This window comes from Nonomuraea aridisoli (genome assembly GCF_003236395.1).
Taxonomy (GTDB): domain Bacteria; phylum Actinomycetota; class Actinomycetes; order Streptosporangiales; family Streptosporangiaceae; genus Nonomuraea; species Nonomuraea aridisoli.
Map to the genome: position 1 here is coordinate 1 of NZ_POUD01000139.1, position 22,949 is coordinate 22,949.

The window sequence follows — 22,949 nt, forward strand, 5'->3', positions numbered from 1 at the left end:
GCCCAAGCCCGCCCCGGAACATCACTCCGCTTCCTCCCCATCAACTAACCGGTCACCAGCACACCCAGCCCTGTCACCCACTTCCGCCGAGCCTCCCGTGGCCTCCCGCCGGCAGCGTCCGGACGGGTTCTGGCCATCGCCCCGGTACGGCGGCGAATTGCCACCCGAACGAGCTCCCGACCAGCGCGGACACGCGCCACCGCGTCCCCGCCCTCAGGGAAGAGCGCTGCGTACGGACCATTGAGAATCGCGGCCGTTCGGCCCCGAGGCTCTGATCAGCCATGATCAATGGCACGGCAGGTCGCTGAGTCGGAGCATTCAGTCGATCGACCCGACGATGGGTTCCGCCACGTAGAGAGTCGGTGTCAGGGTGATACCAGTGGCCCGTGCAATGGCGAAGGCGGTGGAAACCCGCGTGTCAGCGTCCAGTGGCGCAAGCGGCGGTGGGCATGCGGACGTGGCCGGGCCGAGTGTGCCATACCGTGTGTTCCTAGGCTGAGAATGCTTCTCCGGCATCTCGGGGAGCAACAGCCACAATCAGAGAGCGAGACGCGACATGGGCAGTGCTCGCAATACCGAAGATTCCCCCACCGGGGACCCGTCCCAGCCGAATGGGGCCGACGAGCGGCCTGATCACGCGGCCAATGCTCAGTGGCTCAAGGACAACCCGGACGCGATGCCGCAGGTGGGTGCCGGCCGGTGGGCCGTGTACGACCGCGCCGGCCATCTGCGCGGCCACCTCGTCGGCGACGGCCCGACCCGTGACACCCGCTTTGAGGCGATCAGCGCGACAAACGAATGGTCGCCTCCTGACCAGGCACCGGGCTACGGCATCACCCTGCACGATGCCGGGGCCCACCTCCTCGACACCAGCGTGGGCGACGGAACGCCCGATGAGAGCATCGGTGAATAGGCGCCACAAGGACAGCGGATCCCCGGCGGTGGGAAGACGCCGCTTCAGCGGCCCCGACCACGCCCTCCCCCGCCGAGCACGCCGGATGAGCTAGGCGGGGAGGGGGACCGTGATGCCGGCGACGAGCGGCTGGCCGATGAGGCGGTGTCCAACGAGTTCACCGGTTGGGGACGCCTCGACGGCTCTGCCGCGATGAACAACCTGATCTGTCGTGCAGTGGAGATCGGCTACCTGCGGGCCTGCGCAAGCAACGCATCCCGGGCTGAGGATCACAGACTGACCTCGGCACGAAAGGCGCGGCTTACGGGGCCGGCGGCGGTCGATCAGGGTTTGCGGGCGACCACGCCGTATTGCGCCACGGGCTCGGGAGGGCCGAACGGCGTCTCCTCGGCCCGCCACAGCGAGCATGACGTGAGACCGGGTTCCAGCAGTTCCAGCCCTTCGAGGAAGTCGGACAGCTCCTCTGCGCCGCGCGGGGTGATCTGTGGTGTGGCGTGGGCGTTGTAGAAGTCCAGCGCCTCGGCGTTGGAGCCGCCTCCTATGTCCATCGTGGGATGGGTGAGCGCCACGTAGCTGCCCGACGGCACCGCCTCCAGCAGACGCTTCACGATCCGCTGGGCCTCGCCGGTGTCGCTGATGAAGTTGATGACGCCCAGCAGCATGATCACCACAGGCTGGGTGAAGTCGAGCGTCCTCTCGGCTTCCCGCAGAATGGTGTCGGGGTCGCGCAGGTCGGCGTCGACGTAGTCGGTCACGCCTTCTTCTGTGCCGGTGAGCAGGGCGCGGGCGTGCACGAGTACCAGAGGGTCGTTGTCCACGTAGACGATCCGCGCCCGTGGGTTCACCCGCTGGGCGACCTCGTGGGTGTTGTTCGCGGTGGGCAGGCCCGTCCCGATATCGAGGAACTGCCACATGCCCGCTTCGCCCGCAAGATGATGTACGGCTCGCCCGAGAAACTCCCGGTCGGCGCGGGCCACGTCAACGATGGCGGGGAACATCTCCCGGACCTGGTCGCCAACCACGCGGTCGGCCGGAAAGTTGTCCTTCCCACCCAGCCAGTAGTTCCATACGCGCGCGTTGTGCGCGACGTCGGGATTGAACCCCCGCGGCGATGTCTCAGTCACAACTCACCTCGTGCCCGCCGGTCTTCGTCCGTCGTCTGTCCCGCCGGCCGTCGTGGCGCGGCAGCCGTTGGGCGGTGTCTTCGGCGTACGGTCGTGGGTGCGGACGAGCCGAATACAAGCGACGTGCCCTGCTTGGGAGCGTAGCGACAAAAGGTGATCTATGTCGATCTGTGATCCCGTACGACCCGCCGCGGCAATCGCCCCTGGTCTGCCCGGCTTGTCCCGGATCAATGGCCGACGTGTGATCAGGCTTCCACCTCAGCCACTTACGGCCCAGTGGCCGTGGGCGCCAATCTCGGTCGAGCGTCGCAATGGTCCATGACCATAATCAGAAGCCGCCCCAGCGCGCGGGCACCCCGTACTTCGTCTGGTCGTAGTAGATACGGTAGTTATGCCGTTCGAGCCAGCGCCGGCCGTGCTCGACGAGGCGTGGGTGCTCGGAGTTGATGTACACCATGGCCAGGCCGCTGCTGCCACGGGTACGTAAGGAAGACAGCAACGTGCCGAGCGCCGGCTCGTTGCCGAGTTTCAGTGTGAGGATGCACAGCCGGTACCACTCGGGATGCCACTTGACCAGCACCCGAAAAGCGTCGGCGTATACGGCGTCATCGAGTTCCTGAAGTGGTCTGAACTGCTCGCGCCCCCGCTGAGGCCGGATCCACGCGCCGTAAATGCCGAGGTTCTCAGCCGTGGAGACCATGAGCTCCTCGATCTCCGGGTCGACATCCGGCTCATTGGACTCCTTCCAGGTGTAGAAGTCCGCAGCCCGGCGCCTGGCCTCTTCGAGGTGACGGCCGTCGTCGAGCCCGCGAGCCTCCGATCTGATGAGGAGACCTACGACGACCCCCAATGCCGCCAAGATGACGATGAAGAACAGCACTACAGAGTCCATCAGTCCTCTCCCGGATGTTGTCAGGCGCGTGGCATGGACCCTTGCGGCATGATTGAAAAACGTAGAGGCCGGAGCATCAGCGATCATCGACCGCATGCCCTCAGCCGATGAGGCCAAGCAGCTCGCCATGCCGAAAAGCGTCCCGTTTCTGGCCGTCTTCAGCGCCGTCCGGCAGGCCCTCACCGTCGTAGAAGTCCAACTTCCTGCCAACCGGCACGAACGGGAAGACGCGTACCCGGCTCACGAGCGCACGCTCTGTTCGGCCGCTACTCGTACCCCATGGCTGGGATGGCATCTGCGAGTGCTCGTTCGATCAGCGCGCGGGTGTCGCTGTCGAACTGGTCGTTGCGGTGGTCGAGGCTGCGTGCGCGGAACGTCGACCTGGTCGCGAAGTCGTCAACGCCGACGCGCTCAAAGAGCGCCTTCCGCTGGCCCGGCCAGTCCGCAGCGAGATCCTCGGCTCTGATCTCCACGTATCGCTTGGTGTCGAGATCGGCGGTCGCCTTCCAGGCGAGCCATCGGTCATAGACCGGCTTGAGCCAAGCGAGCGCGCCGTCGACCGTGGGCGGCGCCCACGGCTGGTCGACGTGCGACGCGACCACCGCGACCGGGTGACGCTTGATGTGGACGATGGTCGCCTCAGGAACGAGTTCCCAGAGGAAATCCATGCACAAGACGTTGAACGGCGTCTTCTCGCACCAGATCGGCTTTCCAGCGTCGGCAGCTGCCCCGCCGAACATTGTGTCGACCGCCCGACGAAGGATGTGAAGCAGTTCCCTGCGATCACTGAAGTACCTCGGGATCGCCCGCCGGTACCTCTGCTGCTCGAACGGCCCGGCAGCCCAGTCTGCATGGCCCGCCCCTGCCGCAGGCACGAACTCGTCGAACGTGCCCGCGACGAGCTCCGACCACAGCCGTCCCACCGCGTCCCAGTAGTGCCGCTCGCCGATGGCCTCAGGAACGGTATGACCTCGATCGACATCTCTCCTGCCGACCAGTCGCACCGTAAGGATGTCGCTCAACCTGCGGAGCGCGTCGTCCCCGACGTAAGGGTCGTATCGAATAGTGAGCGCATCCGCCAAGTCCCTGAAGCCGCCCGGGTCGACAATGAACCTGGTCTCGATCGGAATCCTGTGGATCTGCGGGTGTTCGCCGAGAATGTTCGCGAGCTGCGATGTTCCCGACCGGCCGGTGCCAGCAACGAAGATCGGCGACGGACTGTCCACGGCGACAGCTCAACTGGCGACCCACCGATGTGTCAAGTGAATTGCCGCTGGGACCGGAACAGCCGGAGGACTGAACACGGTGACCACGCTTCCACCTGCGCCCTACGCCGTATCTCCTCCTGCCGGGCGTGCGGTCTTTTCGGAGAGCAGGAGAGAGAGCAGGGCCGTGAGCATGAAGCCGACCACCACGGGGATCCCTATCAGCATGCCGAATGCAAGGGTCTCACTGAGCACCCAGACGTCATAATCCGGCTGGATGACGGCGACCCCCAACATGGCGAAGGGCGCTAACAGACCAAAGGCCGGCCAGTGGGGCAGGCGAGCCAGCCCCGCGGCCACCGCGCTGAGAGGAAAGGGCGCCAGCGCGAACGCCATCGCCAACTTGAGCTCGGAATCCGAGTCGGTGGTCGGATAGGCGAGGAGAAGTAGCAGTAAGACCGCCACTGCGGCCCCCGCCAAGGCCGCCCGCGGCATTCGGCGTCCGTACGGAATCGTGACTAGCCGTGGATCCACCAGCAGTAGAGCAGTTGGTCGCTGTCCTTGGCTCGTCGCGCCAGCGCGACGAGCTCCTTGACCAGATCCAGCACGCGGTCACCGTCGTCGAATCCGGAGAGAGGTTCAGTCGTCCATCGCCGAGCCACTTCGGCCAGACGGGCGTCATCGACCTCGGCGAGCGCGTCGCGGGCAGTCGCCGAGAGTTCCTCGATCTCCGGTCCTTCGCGGTACGGGGAATCCTCCGGCAGGGCCAGCCATTCGGCTTCGGTCTTCGGCGTCCCTTCGGGCGGCGGATACAAGGCGACGGTCTCGACCAAGTCGTTTGAGTAAGGGACGCCCTTCATGACGGCCACAAGGCTGCCGAGAGACCCGTTGGGATCGACCCACTTGGTTTCCACGACATCGAACACCGGAGCGTCGGGGCGCGGTTTGGCCGGTGCTCGTAACTCGTCCGGCCGCCAGGTCGCGGTGGCGCGATCGGGCGCACGGAAGTAGTCGTGCATGGCGCTCATGCGTGCGCTCCTGTCGATGAGCGTGTGATCGTGCATCGGGCCGATGACAGGCTACGGGTGCGGTGATTCACGTGGAACTACGGGCAGGCGCCCGCCGTCCGGTGAGCCGGCGCTGAGGGATCGTCGATCTCCCTTGGGCAACGATGCTGGCCCAACACGTGGCGATCGTAGGGCTGTATTCGTGCGGCGCCGGCGTCGGCGAGCGTGTTCGATACGGCGGGGACGAAGGCCGGCGCGGCGGCCCGTTCTGCTGCCGCCCGGGACCGGCCCCCAGGCCGCATGCCAGGGCGGCAGGCAAGCGACGGGCCGCAATCGACACGTACGACCGGACTGTGCCGAGAATGCAGCACCGTCGTTCGATCTGGACCGCGGACAGTGTCATAGCGCTCGGACACCGGCATTGCTGAGGATTGCTGAATTGTTCCTGTTGAGAGCAAGGCGGCACCAGCGCGGCCCTCCCCTGAGGGCGGTCTGCGAGCCGTTCTCGCGCGGGAGCCGCCCAGGCAGGCGTACGGTCAGCTTCGTGGGCAATCTGCCGATCGACCCGGACGAGCCCAGGGCATGCCCAGCATGCGGAGCTGGACCCGAACAGTCCACCGACCCGGCACGCATGCGCGCCTACAGCTGCATATCCCGGAAAACAGAAGAGGCCCCGTAGGGCCTCTCAGCTGAGCTTACTGCTGGTGGCAGCTGCAAAGTTATAACCTGCGTCGGGGTATGGCTCTTGGCTCCCAGGGATGATCATCCCGCGCATACAGGCCCCGCCAGCCACGATCTCCGCTGTGGCGATGCCGAGCGGGCTGTCCGCTCTCACTCTTCTCCGGTCTTGTGGTTTGCCGCGAGCGCGGACGAGAGGGCGACTCCGAAACACATGGACAGTGCGATGCCGAGAAGGAGGTTGTCCAGCGTGACGCCGAGTCCCATGCCGATCGCGATGCCCGACCACATGCCGACTGTCCGGTTGCGCGAGTTCTTGCAGTTCGTCATGGTTCGATCTTCGTGCAGGAGCGCGTAGCGGCGTAGACGTCGCCGTCATGAGTACGAGATGACAGCTGTCACAAATCACAAGGGATTGGTGGAGGGGTTCCGAGTGCCTCTCTAACTAGGAGGCGCGCAACGGGCATCCCGTGCCGGCGCGCGCGGTGAGTTCGGCTCGCAACGCGCCGAGTTCGGCCATACGTGCGTCGATGATCTGAATCTTCTCCGCGAACAGCGCGGACAGGGCTTCCGCGGTGTCCGGGGCGTCGCGCAGGTCCTCGCCGTGCCGTGCGATCTCCGCCAACGAGAATCCGAGCCGCTGCGCCGTGCGGACGTAGCGCAGCCAGGGCACCGTCTCCGGCGGGAAGTCGCGATAGCCGTTGGCCAGCCGATGAGCCGCGACGAGGCCCACCTTCTCGTAGAACCGGATGGTGTCCTTGGTCATCCCCGCCTGGGCGGCCAGCTCTCCGATGCGCATGATCCTCCGTCGTCCCGGGGGTTGACCTTGGAGCGTACTCCACCCTTTAGCGTGAGGCGTCGCCGTCGTGAGACCGCAGGAGGTCCATCGTGATCGGTCGTTTCACCCCTCCCCACCCCGCCTATCTTCGCCTCGTACGCACGAGCGCCTGGTACGACCTCGTCGTCACGGCGGGCTTCGCGACGCCGTGGACCTACGCGTGGGTGCATGGAGCCCTGTCGTCGCCGGCCGGCGCGCTCGGTCTGGGCGCCATGCCCGAGCTCGACCCCATGCAGACCCTGTACGCGAACCTGATGGGTTCGGTCGTCGTGGTGTGGGCCGTCCTGCGCATCGCCAGACCGCTGCCGCTGCATGGACTGTTCGATGGCGCCGCGCGTGTGCTCTTCGCGATGTGGCAGGCCTACGCGCTCGGCCAGGGCGTCACACGAGCGCTGTGGCTGTTCTTCGTCGTCGAGGTGGTGTTCGGCGTCGTGCAACTTGTGCCCTGGTGCCGTCCGGCAAGGTCTGGTTGTCACCGGCGCCGCTACCTCGCGCCGTGCCGGCTGCCCGCCTCCGGCTGGGGACGGCGGCTGTAGGAAGTTCGAGCCCCGGCGGAGCGCCCCCGGCTCCGGGGAGGAGCCGGGGGCGCTCGCATGGGTTTCGGATCAGGACTGCTTCCACGGTTCGAAGTAGGCGACCGTGGCCATGTCCACCTCGGTGTTGTCAGGCGGGGTGCCACCGGTCGCGCTGGTGCCGGTCACGAAGATCCGGACACCCTCGCTCGAGGTGGCGTCCACGGCGACGGCGCGGGCGGCGTCCGTCGCCGCGACGTTGCCGTCGTAGCGGCCCGTCCAGACAGGTTCGCCACTGGCCGCGTCGTAGGCCACGGTCACGTAGTCCGTGCCCTGCGCCGAGTCGCTGCTCTGGCCGGCGACGACGACCTTGCTCCCGTCCGGGGTCATCCGGACGCCCCACGCGTAGTCCTCGTTCTTCGCCTGGCCGTCGAGGCGCTGCACCCAGGAGCGCGCGCCGGTGGCCGGGTCGTAGGCGATCGTGGTGTAGTCGCCTCCGGTGCCCTCGCCCGTGGTGTTGCCGGTGACGTAGAGCTTGCCGCCGGGCGCGATCGTGAGGTCGTGGGGTGTGTCGCTCTCGTGCGCCGGCCCGTCGTAGTCGTCCTTCCAGAGCACCTGGCCCGTGGCGGTGTCGTAGGCGACGGTGGTGTAGTCGGTCAGTGTTCCCGGGTTGCTGGTGACGCCGGTGACGACGACCGCCTTGCCGTCGGCGGTGACCGCCATGGCGGAGGGGATGTCGAGACCGTTGTCCCTGCCGTTGAGCCCGGCCTTCCACAGCTGCCGGCCGGTGGCGGCGTCGTAGGCGACGGTGCCCCAGTCGGTCAGGCCGGTGCCCTCGGGGCCGGCGCTCTGGCCGGTGACGAACACCTTGGTGCCGTCAGGGGTCACCGCGACCTCCCGCGCGTCGTCGGTGCTCGATCCCGGGCCGTCGTACTGGACGAGCCAGGACTGCTTGCCGGTGGCGGTGTCGTACGCGACCGTGAAGTAGTCGTTCTTGTCGCCCTCACCGAACGTGGTCATGCCGGTGACGTAGACCGTCCTGCCGTCGGGCGCGACCGCGGCCCCCTTGGCCTCGTCGGCGAAGTCGCCGGGAGTGGTGTGCCGGTTCGCCCACAGCTCCTCGCCCGAGGCGCTGTCGTACGCGATCGTCACGGCGTCCAGGCCGGTGCCGGTGCCCTGGCCGCCGCCGACGACGAAGAGCTTGGAGCCGTCGGGGCTGACCTCCAGGCCGTACGGCTCGTCGTACACCTTCACCGGTCCGGCGTAGGTCTTGCTCCACAGCTCGGCGCCGCTGACCGCGTCGTAGGCGACGGTGGCGATGGACGGGCTGAGCAGGCCGGGCGAGGCCGCGTAGCTGACGCCGGTCACGTAGACCCGCTCGCCCTTGGGGTCGAGCGCGACGTACTCGCCGGAGTCGGAGCCGCCCGCCACGCCGTACATGGCCGCCCAGCTCTCCTGCGCCGGCTTGACCACCATCGGGATGCGAACGGTGTGCTTGTTGTCCTTCCAGGTGAGGTGCCCGCCGACGTAGGCGTTCATCGGGGCGGTGGTGCGGCTGAGCGTGACCGTGAACGACCTGGTCTCGCCCGCCTTGAGCTTGAGCGTGCTCGGCGACACCTCGGCCTTGATCCCGTCGAGCCCGGTGACGGAGGCCCGGTACGTGGCGGCCGAACGGCCGACGTTGGTCACCTTGCGGGTCACCGTCTGCGTGCCGGTCAGCCGGCCGACCGCGATCGAGGGGCTGTTCATGTCGCTCGGGTCGAACGAGAAGCCCTTGCCCTTCAGCTCGTCGCAGGCCTCCTGCCGGACGCCCTTGGTCGTGCCGCAGAGGAACGCGATCCAGTCGTCGGTCCCGCTGTCGTAGACGAGGCCGGGGTCGGCGGCGCTGTTCGGGGCGGCGTGGCCGGCGCCCGCGCCGAAGATCACCGAGGGGTCGTCGGCCGGGCCGTCCTTGACGTCGGTGCCGCTGGTCATGAGGGCCGACTTGATCGCCATCGGCGACCAGTCGGGGTGCAGGTCCTTCAGCAGCGCGGCGAGCCCGGCGATGTGCGGGGCGGCCATCGACGTGCCGCTGGACAGGTTGAACTCCAGCCCGTTCGCGCCCGGCGGGGCGAACGCCGCGAGGATGTCCTGGCCGGGAGCGGTCAGGTCCGGCTTGAGCACGTCGCCGCCGCCGGCGTTGAGCGGCCCGCGCGAGGAGAAGTCCGCGATGTACGGAGCCGGGGCGTCGGTGACGACCGTGGCCTGCTCGATCGTTGCGGTGGCGCCGTCGGTGACCGCGTAGTCCTTGACCGCCTGCCGGTCCTTCACCTCGAGGTGCACGGTGGGAACGGTGTGCAGGTCGGCGTTGAGCGACTCGTCGCCGATGTTGGTCAGGACGGCGCCGATGCCGCCTGCCTCGGACACCGCGGCGCTCTTGTTGACCCGGGGCGTCACACCGCGGTCGCAGATCACGATCTTGCCCTTGACCTTGGCCTGGTCGAGCACCGCCGTGCCGCCGTTGTCGCGGGCGGCCCAGCACTGCGCCGCCTTCGCCGGGTCGGCGCCGGGCAGCCCCGCCGCCGCGGCGTCGATGAGCGGCGCCGGGCCCGCCTGCGCCGGGGCCACGGAGGCCCCGCTGTAGGAGGTGCCGTCGCCCAGCGTGACCTTCCCCTGCGTGGCGCGGTTGTGCGTACCGGCGGCGACCGTGGTGGTCCAGGGGGACGGGTGCGCCACCGTGGACGCGGCCGGCCCGCTGTTGCCGCCCGCGGCGGAGACGAAGATGCCCGCGTCGGCGGCGGCGAGGAAGGAGATCTCGGCCGGGTCGAGGAAGTCGGTGCTCGTGCCGGAGACCGAGTAGTTGATGACGTCCACGCCGTCGGCCACCGCCTGGTCGATGGCGGCGACCAGGTCGGAGTTGTACCCGCTGGCCGTGTCCGCGGCCTGGGTCGACCAGAGCGCCTTGTACACGGCGATCCTGGCGCGCGGCGCGATGCCGCTGATCTTGCCGAACCCGGCCGCGGGGCCGGTCACCTGCACGTCGTGGTTGCCCGCGGCCGTGGAGGAGGTGTGGGTGCCGTGGCCGTTGTAGTCACGCGGGGACGCGAACTCCCACGGCATGAACTCCTTCATGCCCTGGTCGCCGCCCCAGCCCTCGTTGAAGTGCCGGGCCCCGACGATCTTGCCGTTGCACAGCGAGGCGTCCCAGGAGTCGTCCGTGCTGCTCTGCACGCAGCTGCCGGTGAACCCGTCGATCTTCCCGTACGGCCTGCCGTCCGGGCCGGGGTTGGCGAAGCTCTGGCTGGTCGCCCAGATACCGCTGTCGATCACGCCGATGACGAGGTCCTCGCCGGCGCCGCCCTTCTTGCCGCCGCCGGGTCCGCCGAGCTTGTCCCAGAGGCCGCCCTTGGCGTCCAGGCCGAGGAACGACGGCGTCGAGGAGGTCTGCACCGAGACCTTCCTGTCCTCGGTGACCGCCACGACGTCGGGTAACGCCCGCGCCTTCGCCGCCTCGGCTGCGGTCATGCGGGCGGCGAAGCCGCCGAAGGAGTACAGGTAGTCGTAGATCTTCTTGCCGCCGGTCTGCTTCAGCACGGCGTCGTGCCGGCCCTTGAGGTGGCTGACGTACTCCTTCACCTCCGCGGAGCGGGGCTCGATCTTCTTGCCCCGCTCGGGCTTGGTCCTGGCCAGCCCGGCCACGTCGCCTTCGTAGGTCGCGACAGGGTCGGGGATCATCTGCACGATATAGGTCTTCTGCTCCTCGGCTCCGGCCGTCGCGGAGGCCGGAGCGGGCCAGGCGAGCCCGGACGCGGCCAGCGCGGTCAAGGCCGCGGTCACCGCCAGCCGTTGGGGGATTCCCGGGGATGTGGACTGATGCATCGTCGCCCCTCTGTGCGTCTCCGCGCGTCACGCGGACGATCGCCGAGGCTAGGGAGGGGCTGCAGGTTGCGGCATCCGTACCGTATACGGATTTTTGGGGGGTACTTAACGGAAGCTGAAGATCCGGTAGCCTGTTTGGTCTGATATGCCACCATTAGTGCAGCTTGGGGGTGGCGCATGCCCCTGGGACCGGCCCCCTCGGGTTCGCTCTCGGACGTCCTGGTCGGCCGCCGGGCCGAGCTGGCCCTGCTGCGCGCGGTGATCGGCTCCCGGCCGTCGCTCGCCCTGGTCGAGGGCGAGGCGGGAATCGGCAAGAGCCGTCTGGTCGCCGAGCTGCTCGCGGCGCCGGAGCTGGCGGGGACGCGGCGGCTCGTCGGCCAGTGCGAGCAGCTCCAGGAGCCGCTGCCGCTGTCACCGCTGCTCGACGCGTTCCGCCAGGCGGAGACCGAGCTGGCGCGTTCCCGGCCGCCGAACCCCGTCGTGGGGGCGCTCGCGCCGCTGCTGCCCGAGATCGCCGCGTACCTGCCCCCGCCCCTTCCCCCGCTGCCCGACCAGCGGGCCGAGCGGCACCGGGTGTTCCGCGCCGCCGTCGCGCTGCTCGACCATCTCGGCCCGCTGGTGCTCGTGCTGGAGGACGTGCACTGGGCCGACGGCGGCACGCACGATTTCCTCGCCTTCCTCGCCGCCCACATGCCCCGCGACCTGACGGTGGTTCTCACCGTCCGCACCGGGCCGGACCGGCTGCCGATCCGCGAGGCGTTCGCACGGGCCCCGTCGGGACCGGCGCGCACGGTCAGCCTGGCCCCGCTGACGCTTCCCGAAGTGGAGGAGCTCGCCCGCGGCATCCTCAGGGCCGACCTCTCCCGGGCGTTCGCCGAACCCCTCTACGAGAAGACCGGCGGCATCCCGTTCGTCGTGGAGGAGGTGCTGCGCACGCTGTTGGAACGGCTGCCCGCGAGCGAGATCCCCGGCCGCGCCGACATGCTGGCCGACCTGGCCGTGCCGACCGTGCTGCGCGACGTCCTGCTGCAGCGCCTGTCGTCCCTGGACGACCCGGCGCGCGACATCCTCACGGCCGCCGCCGTCATCGGCATGACGCCCGACGAGCGGGTGCTGGCGGAGGTCAGCGACCGCACCCCGCCCGAGGTCGCCCGCGCCCTGGCCAAGGCGCAGGCGGTCGGGCTGCTGCACGAGGAGGACGGCCGCTGCCGGTTCCGCCACGCGCTGGCCCGGCAGATCGTGTACGAGTCCGTCCCCGCGTCCGGCCGCCGCTGGCTGCACCTGCGGACCGCGCGGTCCCTGGAGTCCAGCGGCGACCCCCGGCCGGTCGCCCGGCTGGCCCACCACTTCCGGCACGCGGGACACACGGCCGACTTCGTGGCCAACGCCGAGGCCGCCGCCGACACCGCGCTCGCCCACGGCAACGACGCCACGGCCGCCCGCTTCCTGCTCCAGGCGCTGAAGGTCGGCGCTCCGGCGCGCGACACCCGCGTACGGCTGGCCGTCAAACTCGGCCGGGCGGCGGTGGACGGGCTGGCGCACGCGGAAGCCGTCCCGGTCCTGGAATGCCTGCTGGCCACCGAGCCCCTGCCCGCCTCCGTGCGCGGGGAGCTGCGCTTCGCGCTCGGCCGCCTGCTGCGCCAGCAGGGCGAGGCCCGCGCGGGTTACCTGCAGATCGAGGACGCGATCGAGGACCTCGCGGACCGGCCGGAGCTGCTGTCCCGCGCGCTCGCCGTGCTGGCCGCGCCAGAGACCGTCGCGGACCGGCACGTCAGCGAGCACGCCGCCCGCTGCGACCAGGCCGAGGAGGCCGCCCGCCGCAGCGGCGACTGCGACGCCGGCATCGCCGTACGCATCGCCCGCGCGTCCCTCCTGCTCGAACAGGGTGATCCGGGCAGCTGGCGGCTGATCGACGTGCTGCTGCGCGACGACCGGCTGCGGGCCAATCCGAGGGAGCACGCCCGCGCCTGCCTCAACTGGGCTCAGGCCGCCCTGCACATCGGCCGCCTCGACCGCGCCGAGGCGCTGCTCACCGAGGGCCGTCAGGTCGCCGACCAGGCGGAGTACCTGCGCGTGGCGGAGGTCGTCGAGCTGGTGACCGCAGCCGTGGAGCACGCCGCCGGGCGCTGGGACGGGCTGGCGCGCCGGGTGGCCCGCCTGGGAGGGGCGATGGCCGCGATGCCCGCCGCGTCCCTGGACTCGTGGCTGCTGCGCGGCACGCTGCTGGCGGCGACCGGGCCGGCCGAGGAGGCCCTGACGTGCTTGGACGAGGTGGTCGCGGTCGCCGAGCGGGTGGGGGCGGTCTGGCCGCTCATCACCGCCCGGACGACGTTGTCACGGCTGGCGCTCACCCTGGACGACGCCGAGGGCGCGCTCGCGCACGCCCGCGCCGCGCTCGCCCTCGTCCGGGCCAAGGGCACCTGGGTGTGGGGCGCGGGGAGCGTGCGGTGCCTGGTGGACGCCCTCGACGCGCTCGGCCGGACCGGCGAGGCCGCCGAGGTGGTGGCTGAGCTGCACGACGCGATCGAGGGGGCCGACGCGCCGCTGGCGCGCGCCGCGCTGCTGACCGCGCGCGCCGTTGTGGCACGTCCCCATGACACCGCACTCCTTGAGGAGGCCCGTATGACGTTGCGGGAGGCCGGGCTGCGTTACGAGGAGGCGCTGGCCGGCGAGCGCCTGGGCCGCCGGCGGTGCGAACGCGGCACACCCGGCGGCGGACCGCTGCTGGAGAGCGCGTTGCGAGCGTACGGGGCGATGGGGGCCGATCGCGACATCGCCCGCATCTCCCGGATCATGCGGCAGAACGGCGTGCCGATTCCGTATCCGTGGCGGGGCGGGCGTCCGTCCCACGGGCAGACGCTGTCGTCACGGGAGCGCGAGGTGGCACGGCTGGCGGCGGCGGGAAAGACGAACCAGGAGATCGCCGACGTGCTGTTCCTGTCGCGGCGGACGGTGGAGAGCCACATCGCGAACGTCCTGCGCAAACTCGGCCTGCCGTCGCGCAAGGAACTGCGCGGACTGCCCGGCGAGTAGCTCTCAGGAGCGACCGTCACAAGAGGCCCGGTTAGCGACTGTATCGCCATATAGGTAGCGATGGAACCGTACATCTGTTACCTTGAAGCCGTTACCGTCGATACGTTGTGTCGGTGGGATCGACAGCGACGAAAGCAGACGACCGGGGGCGTCATCGTGGGATCGTGCGCCGGGAATGGCCTGCGCCAATGCGCAGCCGCACCCCTAATTGAATCGACCACCTTGGCGACCGCAGCCGAGCACATGATCTGACACCTCGCCGTACGGGGGATATCGCGTGGTCCCGTGTGGACGCCGCCTTGCGCCGTGCAAGAGGGTGATCTCGCCTTTCTCCTGAAGGTTGTCACGATGGTCGGCCGCGGCGTGGTTCTCACGAGATCGGTGCTCGTTGACAGGAAAAAGTATGCCTTCCCTGGTGAAATACAGGTCCGCACTCATCGACAGCGATCGATGGAGCGAATTTCCCTTCCGGCAAGGGGACATCGTGATCAGCACGCGCTCGAAGAGCGGTACGACGTGGATGCAGATGATCTGTGCGTTGCTGATCTTCCAGACCCCGGATCTCCCGGAGCCGTTGCCGGCGATGTCCCCTTGGCTGGAGCAGGTGCTCATACCGAAAGACGAGGTGTACGCGCGGCTCGCCGCCCAACGTCACCGGCGGTTCATCAAGACGCACACCCCGCTCGACGGCGTTCCGATGGACCCGCGAGCCACCTACATCGTGGTGGCACGACACCCGCTCGACATGGCCGTGTCGCTCTACCACATGCACGACAACCTGGACAGCAGCCGACTCCGTGCGCTCACGCACCAGCCTGAGCCCTCCAGGCCGTCCGAACCGAGACCGCCGTTGCGCGACTGGCTGCTCCAATGGATTGACGGGGACGTGACGCCCGCGACGGATCTGAGCTCGTTGCCCGGAGTGATGTGGCACCTGTCGGACGCGTGGGAGAGACACCTTCACCGACCGAACGTCCTCATGGTGCATTACGACGATCTCTTGGGAGACCTCGCCGGCGAGATGCGCCGGATCTCGGAGGCGCTGGACATCAAAGTGCCGGAAGAGGTCTGGCCGACGCTGGTCGACGCCGCGACGTTCAAGAGCATGAAGTCCCGTGCCGACCGGCTCGTACCGACCACCGGTGGATTGCTCAAGGACATCACCATGTTCTTCCGCCGGGGCGAATCCGGCTCGGGCAGCGCGTTGCTCACCGAGGAAGAGTTCGCCCGCTACGACAGGCGAACGCGCGAGCTGGCCCCAGCCGACCTGCTGCGGTGGCTGCACCGCTGACCGAAAGAGCGTCTGCAGTGGCGTCGCCGTTTCCGAGCCACATCACCGGAGGGGGAGCCCTCTCTCCCGCACGGTCATGTACGGGGCGCACAAGCGGGCGTCAGCCTTCAAAATCCATGTGGCATGACCACGAAGCACCCCATCACCGGGACGCTGACATAAAGCAGGGTCGTCAACCCCTGCCTATAGCCGACTCAAGGCTTGACCAGACGCTCACGAATAACGCATTCTTTTCTTGTTCAAGATCCAACAGGAAAGGATCAATCACGATCTTCTCGAAATCAAAGCCGTTGCCGTCGTTGCCGTAATGTCCACCACAGCGCTGCACCCTCACTCGCAGAAGACAGGAGAAAAATGATGAGAATTGCGAATGCCGCTCGAGCCGTCGCCGTCGCGACGCTGATTGCAGGTGTCACCTTAACGGCAGCGCCCGCTTCCGCCGCAGTATCGGTTTCCTTTCAGGGCGCCCAGGCTCAGTACGACAACAATCCAGGGAACAACGCCGAAAGCTGGGTCTGGGTCTATGCCGCCAACTGGGCCGCGGCGAGGGTCGAGTACAGGCACTACGACGGCACCGGCGGGAGCCTCAGCACCACTTCATCCGCCAGCAGGACCCTGAACAAGGACATCTGGCAGATCCGGGTGTGCGTGGACTCTTGGTCGGTCGGCCCGGCCGGCTGCTCCGACTGGAGTTGACGAGTTGGGCATGACGTTTGATCACGTGGGCTCTCCAGGCTTTCGGTCTCACGGCCGCGGCGAGCACCGCCGCGATGATGGAGGCGCACCCCGTACTGGGCGCGACAGTGGCGCCAAGGCCACGGCATTGGCTTGGATCGCCGAAAGCAGTCGCGTTATCACCCCGCGACATACGCGCTGATGGCCACGATGTCGGAGTATCTGCGGGAAAAGATCGTCGCCCCATCAGGCCGGTTCCACTACATGATTCCCGATGACGTCCAGCCGCCCATGTACGAACCCCCAAAGAGTTCCTGCGGGCGACCGGCCAGACCTGGCCCCCAAGGGCATCATCTGGCCGGTTTCGGAGGTCATCGCACAGGAGCAGTTGGGCAGCGCGGGACACACCACGTCGATGGAAGAGCGCGCCCTCGCCGTCGACAGCCGCTGCCGGCAAGAAACTTCGCCACGCGGCCGTCGGCGGCCATTTCGACGACGACCACAAATTACAACCATATGACCTGCGATTAGTGCGAGGTGGAACGTTATGACTGTCCCACAAGCCCTCGGACGACACACGGACAGGGTCGCATCGCACACCCCCGCCCCGATGACGCGCCGGACCGCTGCGGTAGCCGTCGGTGTCATTCTGACTTCGGCGCTAGGGTGGCACACCGACGTGGCTCGAGCGCACCCCGGTCATCCGGGGCATTCCACGGACCCGACCCCGAGCGCAACAGCACCGGCGGCGACTCCGGAGTACGCCCACGGCTGGAAGCCGCTGAAGCCGATAGCCGGCGGGCCACGGCAGGAGCACAGCGTCGCGACGATAGGCAAGGACGTCTACGTCGTTGGCGGCATCCAGCCCGACGGAGCCGGCGGAGTCACCACCGTCCGCGATGTGGAGGTCTACGACAGCCGGCGGAACACATGGCGCCGGGCGGCTCCGCTACCGGTGGCCATGAACCATCCGAACCTCGCAGCGGTTGGCGGCAAACTCTATGTCCTCGGCGGGCTGTCCGGCGGCGCATCATGGCAGGCGCTGCGCGACAGCTATGTCTACAATCCCACGACGAACACGTGGACCCCACTGCCACCGATGCCCGAGGGCAGCGAGCGAGGCAGCGCCGCCGTAGGCGTGCACGGCACGCGGATCTATCTCGCCGGCGGCATGCGAACCTTGACCCCTGGCCCCGGTGGCCTACAGGACACGGTTGCCACAGTCAGCGCCTACGACGTCACCACCGGTCGCTGGTCCAGCCTGCCTGACCTGCCCGAGGCTCGCGACCATGTCGGCGGTGCGGTCATCGGCCACACCCTGTACGTGCTCGGCGGCCGCGACCGCGGCCAGATCAACGTGCGTGACACCGTCTACGCCCTCGATCTGCGCGGCGGCCGGTGGGTCGAACGCGCCCCGATGCCGACCCCACGTGGCGGTATCGCAGCCGCCGCCGTGAACGGGGTCATTTACACCTTCGGTGGCGAGGGCAACGTGGTCGACGGCGTGAACACCGTTTTCGACCAGACAGAGGCCTACGACACCCGCCGCGACCGCTGGCAGCGGTTGGCCCCCATGCCGGTGCCACGGCACGGCACCGCGGCCACCGCTGTGGGCGACACCATCTACATCCCCGGCGGCGGCAACCGCGGCGGCGGCGCCCCCATGGACGTGAACGACGCCTACCGTCCCAGCACGCAGTGACCTCTCGGCCCGGGTACCGACCCACAAACCCGCCGGTACCCGGGCCGACCGGTGCCCGCCGGGGCGAGCGCCTCCAGCTCGCGCTCCGTCAGCCCGGGCGGCACCGACGGGGCGCGGCCTGCTCCTCGGCGGCGAGGAACCGTTCGACGACCCGGCGCAGCACCGACGGGGCGAGCAGTTGCTCGCCGGCCGCAGCCCGGCGAGGTCGGAGCGGTGATAAGTGACGGCAATCACATCGATAGAGCACAGCGGTGGGCCAAACCGGACGATGAGCACTGGAGACCGATGCCTGGCTTCGGCCGCCAAGGTTGCACGGGCGGGTGGCGGCCGTCCCGATCCGCGTCCGGCCCGCTGCAGCCTCCGTCCTTATGGCCCGTACGCCTGACGACCTCGACCGGTTGCCCCATGTCAACGGAAGTACGTACATCACCCTGGAGTGGCTCAGTGAGCAGACTCAACCTGGTCCATGGCGTGCACGAGTGCACCATCGACGGAGTACGTCAGCGCTACCACGTAGCAGGCCAGGGCCCGGTGTGCCTGGTCCACCCTGGAGGCCCAGGAGGCCACTGGGAGTATCTGCGCATGCCGCTCCTGGAGAACCACATGACGGCTGTCTACGTGGCCGCCGTCGGAGCGGGCGAGTCGGGCGACCTGCCGGACGGCGAGTACTCCATGGAGCGGTTCGCCCATTTCGTCGACGCCCTGGTCGAGCATCTGGACGTCCCCGACGTGTACTTCTTGGGCCACTCCGCCGGAGCCTTCGCCGGTCTGCAGTACGCACTCCTTCGTCCGGGCAGGCTCGCCGGACTCCTGCTGTACAGCGGCGCCCCCGTCTACGGTCCCGACCTGTACACCGAGGCGGCCGCGCAGATGCGGCTCTTCGCGGAACGCTACGCCGGGCACCCCGGCGTCGCTGACGTGATGGACGCCTTCGAGTCGCAGACGCCACGCACCAGCAAGGCGGAGCTCATGGACCATATGGGACGGCTGCTTCCCGCCTACTTCGCGGAATTCTGGAGCAGGCAGCACGAGTTCCAGGAGTGGTTGCCCACCGTCGACATCGAGTACGCCCCCGCCGCCTACCCTGCCGACTGGGACGTCCGGGAATCGCTGGGCGAGGTAGGCGTTCCGACGCAGATCCTGGCCGGCCGGTACGACTTCATCTGTCCGGTCAGGTGGGCGGAGGAGATGCACAAGGGCATCCCCGCTTCCCGTCTAGCGATCTTCGAGAACAGCGGGCACTTCGCGCATGTTGAGGAAAGAGAGAGGTTCGCTCAGACGGTCAGAGAGTTTCTCCGAGGCTGAGCACGGATCACTCATACCAGCCCTCCGTTCTTGTCCGTGTCATCGGTTCGACGTAGAACGTCGCTGCAGGCACGGCGGGCGACGTCCGACTCCAGGTTTCGGCGCCGTCATGGCGTCCTTGGCCGCACCGATGCGACCCTCGTCGATGATGAGCAGACGTATCATGACTACGTATCGACGATACTGAAGCGCCGTATCATCGTAAATCCGGTAAGGACGGTGTTGAGCTTGACCATGGATACCCGGCAGCGGATGCTTCATGCGGCGACCGATCTGCTGGTCCGGGGCGGCCGGGACGCCGTGTCCACCCGGGCGGTGAGCGCGGCCGCAGGTGTGACCGCTCCCACTCTCTATCGCCTGTTCGGCGACAAGGACGGCCTGCTCGAAGAGGTCGCGGCCTTCAGCTTCGAGCAGTACCTCGCCGACAAGCAGGCTTTGGCGGCGAGCGACGACCCCATCGCCGATCTGGTCAGCAGTTGGGAGCTGAACGTGCGCTTCGGCTTGTCACAGCCGGCCTTGTACATGCTGATGTTCGGCGGCACCCCGTCCCAGGCGGGTTCCAAAGCATGCCAGAAGGCTTTCTCGCTCCTGCGGGAAATGGTCTCTCGCGTGGCGGCGGCCGGACGGCTGCGGGTCGACGTGGACCGGGCGACGCAACTCTTGTACGCGACAGGAGTGGGCGTCGTGCTGACACTACTCGCCACCCCACCCACCGAGCGGGACCTGGAACTGTCCGTGGCCGCGCGCGACCACGTCATGCGCGCGATCACAACGGAAGACGACCTTGAGGCCGGCCCGGCCCGCAGCGTCGCCCACAGGGCAATCGCTCTGCGCGAGGCGCTCCGGCATGACGACGGCACCACCTTGACCGCGAACGAGCAAGCCTTGCTGGCCGACTGGCTCGACCGCCTCGCGGCTCGCCCTGCGGCGGCTTCCGCCTCCTGACCGCAGGATCCCGTCCGGGCTCAGCTCGATCGCACGATCTCGTCGACGAGTGCGGCCAGAACGCGCGGCTGCGCCAGGAACGGGGAATGACCGCCGGTGAGCCGGCGGGTCCCGGCGGCCTGGGCTGCCATCTTCTCCTGCAGTGCGAGCGGGATGGCCTGGTCCTGCTCTGCGACGACGTAGGTGGACGGGATGTCCCGCCAGGCGACCGCGCCGACCTTCTCGGCGAACGATCGGATGGTCTGCTCGACCAACATGCTCATCGCCTGCTCGGCCTCGGCGTCGGGCATGTCGCCGTAGAACGCGGTACGCGCTTCGCTGAGGACCGGGAGGATGCCGCTCACGTCGTCAGGAGTGGGCGAGCCTTCGAGGTCGAACAGCGACTGGCCCTCGTCCGGCATCCACGCGCAAAGGTAGATCAGCCGCTCGACGTTCGGCGCACCGGCGGCTCCCTCGGTGACCGGGATGCCCCCGTAGGAGTGGGCGAGCAGCACGACCGGTCCTTCGGTCGAGGCCAACTCCTTGGCCACCACGGCGGCGTCGTCATGCATGCCCGCGGTGGGACGCTCTCCGGCGCTCGGCAATGCGGGTGCGTGGGTGCGATAGCCGAGTGCGTGCAACTCGGTCTCGAGCTTCTCCCAGACCTTCGGCCGGTGCCAGGCGCCATGGACGATCATCACGGTGGTCACGAACGGTACTCCAGAATTCTCAGGTCGGATTGTGAGGACGAACCCGCGCGCGGGTCGTTCAACGTGGCAAGCAGCGACCCCACCACAAGCAGGGCGGCCACCAGCACCGGACGGCGGCCCAGGTGATCGCTCAGCATTCCGGGAAGCGAGTCGGCTGTCCGTCGTCCATGCTGCCCAGGGGTCGGCGTGCGCCGCCGCCTTCGTCCGGCCAGGAATCACCTCTATCCGGACAGGAGCCGTAAGGCGTCGCCAGAATCTACACGATGATGACAAAAATCGACGTTGTGTAGAATTTGAGCCATGGGAGCAGTTCAGCTCCTGTTCAGTTCTCTCTGGAGGAGCGATGCAGAAGCAGAAGTGGCTCATCACCGGCGTCAGTTCGGGCCTTGGGCGTGCCTTCGCCCAGGCCGCCTTGGCCGCCGGGCACACGGTCGTCGGAACGGTCCGCTCCGAGGATGACCTGCGGGCCTTCGAAGGGCTCGCACCCGGGTACGCTCACGGCCGCATCCTGGACGTGACCGACGGCGACGCCGTCTCAAGCGTGGTCGCGGAGGTGGAGCAGGGCGTCGGCCCTTTGGACGTCGTCGTCGCCAACGCCGGTTACGGCCTGGAGGGCACCTTCGAGGAAACCCCGCTGGCCGAGGTGCGGCGGCAGTTCGAGGTCAACGTCTTCGGGGCGGTGGCCACCCTGCGGGCCGCGCTCCCCTACATGCGCCGGCGCCGCCGCGGACACCTGATGGCCGTCACCTCCATGGGCGGGCTCATGGCCGTGCCCGGCATGTCCGCCTACTGCGGCAGCAAGTTCGCCCTGGAAGGCATCCTCGAGGCACTGGGCAAGGAGGTCGCACAGTTCGGGATCCACGTGACGGCGATCGAACCCGGCTCCTTCCGTACCGACTGGGCCGGACGGTCCATGACGCGCGCCGCGCGGTCCATCGACGACTACGACGAGCTGTTCATCCCCATCCGTGAAGCGCGGCAGAAGGCGAGCGGGAACCAGTTGGGGAATCCGGCCAAGGCCGGGGAGGCCGTCGTGCACATCGCGTCGGTCGACCGGCCGCCGGCCCATCTCGTCCTGGGTTCGGACGCGTTGCGACTGGTCACCGCCGCGCGCACGGCGGTGGACGACGACATTCGCGCATGGGAGGAGCTCTCCCGTACGACCGACTTCCCCGAGGGGGCTCAGCTCTGATGCCCGGCCACCAGCCCGCGCGGAGCCGGCGTACCAGTGAACGCAAGGGCGATCTCCGGGAGCGGGCCATTCTGGACACCTGCGAAGCCCTGCTGGCGCAGAAGGGCTACGACGCCATGACCGTCGGCGACATCGCCCAGGGCGCCGGCATCACACGCGGCGCCCTGTACTTCTACTTCGGCTCCAAGCAAGAAGTGGTCACGGCGCTCGTGGCCCGCACTGTCGCACACCTGTGGGAGCGGTCACGGGCGACCGCGGAGGCCGACGATCCGCGCCAGGCCATCTCAGCAGCCATGCGGCGCACGGTCGAGCTGTGGAACGAGCACGGCCTGGTCATGCGCACGGCGATCGACCTGTCGTTGACCGTGCCGGAGATCGGCGAGCTGTGGAGCCATACAGCCGACTTGTTCATCAAGGCCATCACCGCCGTCCTGGAACGAGCCGGCGTTCCGGCCGGGACCGAACCGGACCAGGCGTCGGCGATGGCACGCGCCCTGTGCTGGATGATCGAGCGGTCCTTCTACCACGCCTCGCAGGAGTCCCGCGAAGAGTTGCAGAAGGCATCTTCGACCTGCGAACACATCTGGCTGATCAGCGCCGGCCTGGCCACCTGACGCACCCGGCATGGACGAGGAGATAGAACGTTCTGTCTTGACAGTTCTCTTGGCTTGCCCAATGATGAGACCGAACGTTCTCCCTCGGCGTGGCTCAAGACATGCCGCAGAAGCCGCTTGGCCGAGCCTGGCAGGGCCATCAGGGGCTCACGAGGGAGGCGACGACGTTCAGCCCCCTACGCCTTGAAGCCACAGTTGACCCGAAAGGCCACATCATGCGAATTCGCATCCCCGGTCGCGTTGCGCTCGCCGCCGGCGCCCTCGCTCTGCTCGGTGCCACCACCGCTCCGGGTGTGGCGATGGCCGCCAGTGAAGGATCTTCTTCCGCTGCTGCTTCCCCGAAGCCGACCATCGTCCTCGTCCATGGAGCGTGGGCGGATTCCTCCAGTTGGTCATCGGTGATGGAGCGACTGCGCAAGGACGGCTATCCGGTGCGCGCCATCGCCAATCCCCTGCAGGGGCTCACCAGCGACACG

At 68.4% G+C, this 22,949-nt stretch carries 22 protein-coding genes; 11 read left to right on the plus strand and 11 right to left on the minus strand.

What is annotated here, in order from left to right; genetic code table 11:
• Positions 1-556: 556 nt before the first annotated feature.
• Positions 557-913, plus strand: coding sequence for a hypothetical protein (locus tag C1J01_RS28200; RefSeq protein WP_146615752.1), 357 nt, complete (start codon positions 557-559; stop codon positions 911-913).
• 323 nt (positions 914-1,236) lie between these two features.
• On the opposite strand, the gene C1J01_RS28205 is transcribed toward C1J01_RS28200, so the two are convergent.
• From C1J01_RS28205 to C1J01_RS28230, 8 genes are all read right to left on the minus strand, one after another.
• Positions 1,237-2,037, minus strand: a complete 801-nt coding sequence (locus C1J01_RS28205; protein WP_111181996.1) for an SAM-dependent methyltransferase — start codon at positions 2,035-2,037, stop codon at positions 1,237-1,239.
• A gap of 328 nt (positions 2,038-2,365) precedes the next feature.
• On the minus strand, positions 2,366-2,917 hold the full coding sequence (locus tag C1J01_RS28210) for a hypothetical protein (protein ID WP_146615753.1): 552 nt from the start codon (positions 2,915-2,917) through the stop codon (positions 2,366-2,368).
• Positions 2,918-3,029: 112 nt separating this feature from the next.
• A complete protein-coding gene (locus C1J01_RS50170; protein WP_181449005.1) occupies positions 3,030-3,173 on the minus strand; it encodes a hypothetical protein in 144 nt (47 codons plus the stop codon).
• A gap of 22 nt (positions 3,174-3,195) precedes the next feature.
• Positions 3,196-4,155, minus strand: a complete 960-nt coding sequence (locus C1J01_RS28215; protein WP_111181998.1) for a sulfotransferase family protein — start codon at positions 4,153-4,155, stop codon at positions 3,196-3,198.
• A gap of 102 nt (positions 4,156-4,257) precedes the next feature.
• Entirely contained in the window at positions 4,258-4,599 is a 342-nt protein-coding gene (locus C1J01_RS28220) for a hypothetical protein (RefSeq protein WP_146615754.1), read from the minus strand.
• Positions 4,600-4,652: 53 nt separating this feature from the next.
• Positions 4,653-5,162 (minus strand): hypothetical protein, encoded by a 510-nt coding sequence (locus tag C1J01_RS28225; RefSeq protein ID WP_146615755.1) that lies wholly within the window; start codon positions 5,160-5,162, stop codon positions 4,653-4,655.
• An 810-nt stretch (positions 5,163-5,972) separates the two neighbouring features.
• Positions 5,973-6,149, minus strand: a complete 177-nt coding sequence (locus C1J01_RS50175) for a glycine zipper domain-containing protein (RefSeq protein WP_181449006.1) — start codon at positions 6,147-6,149, stop codon at positions 5,973-5,975.
• A gap of 115 nt (positions 6,150-6,264) precedes the next feature.
• On the minus strand, positions 6,265-6,618 hold the full coding sequence (locus C1J01_RS28230) for a MerR family transcriptional regulator (protein WP_111182001.1): 354 nt from the start codon (positions 6,616-6,618) through the stop codon (positions 6,265-6,267).
• A gap of 89 nt (positions 6,619-6,707) precedes the next feature.
• On the opposite strand from C1J01_RS28230, the gene C1J01_RS28235 reads away from it, so the two are divergent.
• Positions 6,708-7,193: a hypothetical protein gene (locus C1J01_RS28235; RefSeq protein WP_220040134.1), complete on the plus strand. Its 486-nt coding sequence runs from the start codon at positions 6,708-6,710 to the stop codon at positions 7,191-7,193.
• A 69-nt stretch (positions 7,194-7,262) separates the two neighbouring features.
• Here the strand turns inward: C1J01_RS28235 and C1J01_RS53525 are convergent, their stop codons facing one another.
• The gene (locus C1J01_RS53525) at positions 7,263-11,027 is read right to left on the minus strand and encodes a S8 family serine peptidase (protein WP_111182002.1); all 3,765 of its coding nucleotides are present in this window, start codon (positions 11,025-11,027) and stop codon (positions 7,263-7,265) included.
• 177 nt (positions 11,028-11,204) lie between these two features.
• Between C1J01_RS53525 and C1J01_RS28245 the strand changes: the two genes are divergently transcribed.
• Together C1J01_RS28245 and C1J01_RS28250 are read left to right on the plus strand one after the other, a co-directional pair.
• A complete protein-coding gene (locus tag C1J01_RS28245; protein ID WP_111182003.1) occupies positions 11,205-14,060 on the plus strand; it encodes an ATP-binding protein in 2,856 nt (951 codons plus the stop codon).
• Between the two features lie 403 nt (positions 14,061-14,463).
• Positions 14,464-15,351: a sulfotransferase domain-containing protein gene (locus tag C1J01_RS28250; RefSeq protein ID WP_111182004.1), complete on the plus strand. Its 888-nt coding sequence runs from the start codon at positions 14,464-14,466 to the stop codon at positions 15,349-15,351.
• Positions 15,352-15,523: 172 nt separating this feature from the next.
• Here the strand turns inward: C1J01_RS28250 and C1J01_RS50180 are convergent, their stop codons facing one another.
• A complete protein-coding gene (locus C1J01_RS50180; RefSeq protein WP_181449007.1) occupies positions 15,524-15,685 on the minus strand; it encodes a hypothetical protein in 162 nt (53 codons plus the stop codon).
• Between the two features lie 20 nt (positions 15,686-15,705).
• On the opposite strand from C1J01_RS50180, the gene C1J01_RS28255 reads away from it, so the two are divergent.
• From C1J01_RS28255 to C1J01_RS28275, 4 genes are all read left to right on the plus strand, one after another.
• Positions 15,706-16,047: a hypothetical protein gene (locus C1J01_RS28255; protein WP_111182005.1), complete on the plus strand. Its 342-nt coding sequence runs from the start codon at positions 15,706-15,708 to the stop codon at positions 16,045-16,047.
• Positions 16,048-16,636: 589 nt separating this feature from the next.
• On the plus strand, positions 16,637-17,728 hold the full coding sequence (locus C1J01_RS28260) for a Kelch repeat-containing protein (protein WP_181449008.1): 1,092 nt from the start codon (positions 16,637-16,639) through the stop codon (positions 17,726-17,728).
• Positions 17,729-18,172: 444 nt separating this feature from the next.
• Positions 18,173-19,033, plus strand: a complete 861-nt coding sequence (locus C1J01_RS28270; RefSeq protein ID WP_220040135.1) for an alpha/beta fold hydrolase — start codon at positions 18,173-18,175, stop codon at positions 19,031-19,033.
• 222 nt (positions 19,034-19,255) lie between these two features.
• Positions 19,256-19,978: a TetR/AcrR family transcriptional regulator gene (locus tag C1J01_RS28275; protein ID WP_235854719.1), complete on the plus strand. Its 723-nt coding sequence runs from the start codon at positions 19,256-19,258 to the stop codon at positions 19,976-19,978.
• A 20-nt stretch (positions 19,979-19,998) separates the two neighbouring features.
• On the opposite strand, the gene C1J01_RS28280 is transcribed toward C1J01_RS28275, so the two are convergent.
• Positions 19,999-20,667: an alpha/beta hydrolase gene (locus tag C1J01_RS28280; RefSeq protein WP_220040136.1), complete on the minus strand. Its 669-nt coding sequence runs from the start codon at positions 20,665-20,667 to the stop codon at positions 19,999-20,001.
• A 343-nt stretch (positions 20,668-21,010) separates the two neighbouring features.
• Here C1J01_RS28280 and C1J01_RS28285 point away from each other — a divergent pair, with 343 nt between their 5' ends.
• From C1J01_RS28285 to C1J01_RS28295, 3 genes are all read left to right on the plus strand, one after another.
• A complete protein-coding gene (locus C1J01_RS28285; protein WP_111182008.1) occupies positions 21,011-21,859 on the plus strand; it encodes an oxidoreductase in 849 nt (282 codons plus the stop codon).
• On the plus strand, positions 21,859-22,473 hold the full coding sequence (locus C1J01_RS28290) for a TetR/AcrR family transcriptional regulator (RefSeq protein ID WP_111182009.1): 615 nt from the start codon (positions 21,859-21,861) through the stop codon (positions 22,471-22,473). The genes C1J01_RS28285 and C1J01_RS28290 overlap by 1 nt, the downstream gene beginning before the upstream one ends.
• Before the next feature lie 101 nt (positions 22,474-22,574).
• Positions 22,575-22,949 (plus strand): hypothetical protein (locus tag C1J01_RS28295; RefSeq protein ID WP_438943150.1); only part of this gene is annotated, 375 nt, incomplete at its 3' end.

What these genes read in the sequence shown, in the direction of transcription:
- C1J01_RS28200 (WP_146615752.1), top strand. Translation starts at nt 557, where the DNA reads ATGGGCAGTGCTCGCAATACCGAAGATTCCCCCACCGGGGACCCGTCC.
- C1J01_RS28225 (WP_146615755.1), bottom strand. Translation starts at nt 5,162, where the DNA reads ATGAGCGCCATGCACGACTACTTCCGTGCGCCCGATCGCGCCACCGCG.
- C1J01_RS50175 (WP_181449006.1), bottom strand. Translation starts at nt 6,149, where the DNA reads ATGACGAACTGCAAGAACTCGCGCAACCGGACAGTCGGCATGTGGTCG.
- C1J01_RS28230 (WP_111182001.1), bottom strand. Translation starts at nt 6,618, where the DNA reads ATGCGCATCGGAGAGCTGGCCGCCCAGGCGGGGATGACCAAGGACACC.
- C1J01_RS53525 (WP_111182002.1), bottom strand. Translation starts at nt 11,027, where the DNA reads ATGCATCAGTCCACATCCCCGGGAATCCCCCAACGGCTGGCGGTGACC.
- C1J01_RS28245 (WP_111182003.1), top strand. Translation starts at nt 11,205, where the DNA reads ATGCCCCTGGGACCGGCCCCCTCGGGTTCGCTCTCGGACGTCCTGGTC.
- C1J01_RS28250 (WP_111182004.1), top strand. Translation starts at nt 14,464, where the DNA reads ATGCCTTCCCTGGTGAAATACAGGTCCGCACTCATCGACAGCGATCGA.
- C1J01_RS28255 (WP_111182005.1), top strand. Translation starts at nt 15,706, where the DNA reads ATGATGAGAATTGCGAATGCCGCTCGAGCCGTCGCCGTCGCGACGCTG.
- C1J01_RS28260 (WP_181449008.1), top strand. Translation starts at nt 16,637, where the DNA reads ATGACGCGCCGGACCGCTGCGGTAGCCGTCGGTGTCATTCTGACTTCG.
- C1J01_RS28285 (WP_111182008.1), top strand. Translation starts at nt 21,011, where the DNA reads ATGCAGAAGCAGAAGTGGCTCATCACCGGCGTCAGTTCGGGCCTTGGG.
- C1J01_RS28290 (WP_111182009.1), top strand. Translation starts at nt 21,859, where the DNA reads ATGCCCGGCCACCAGCCCGCGCGGAGCCGGCGTACCAGTGAACGCAAG.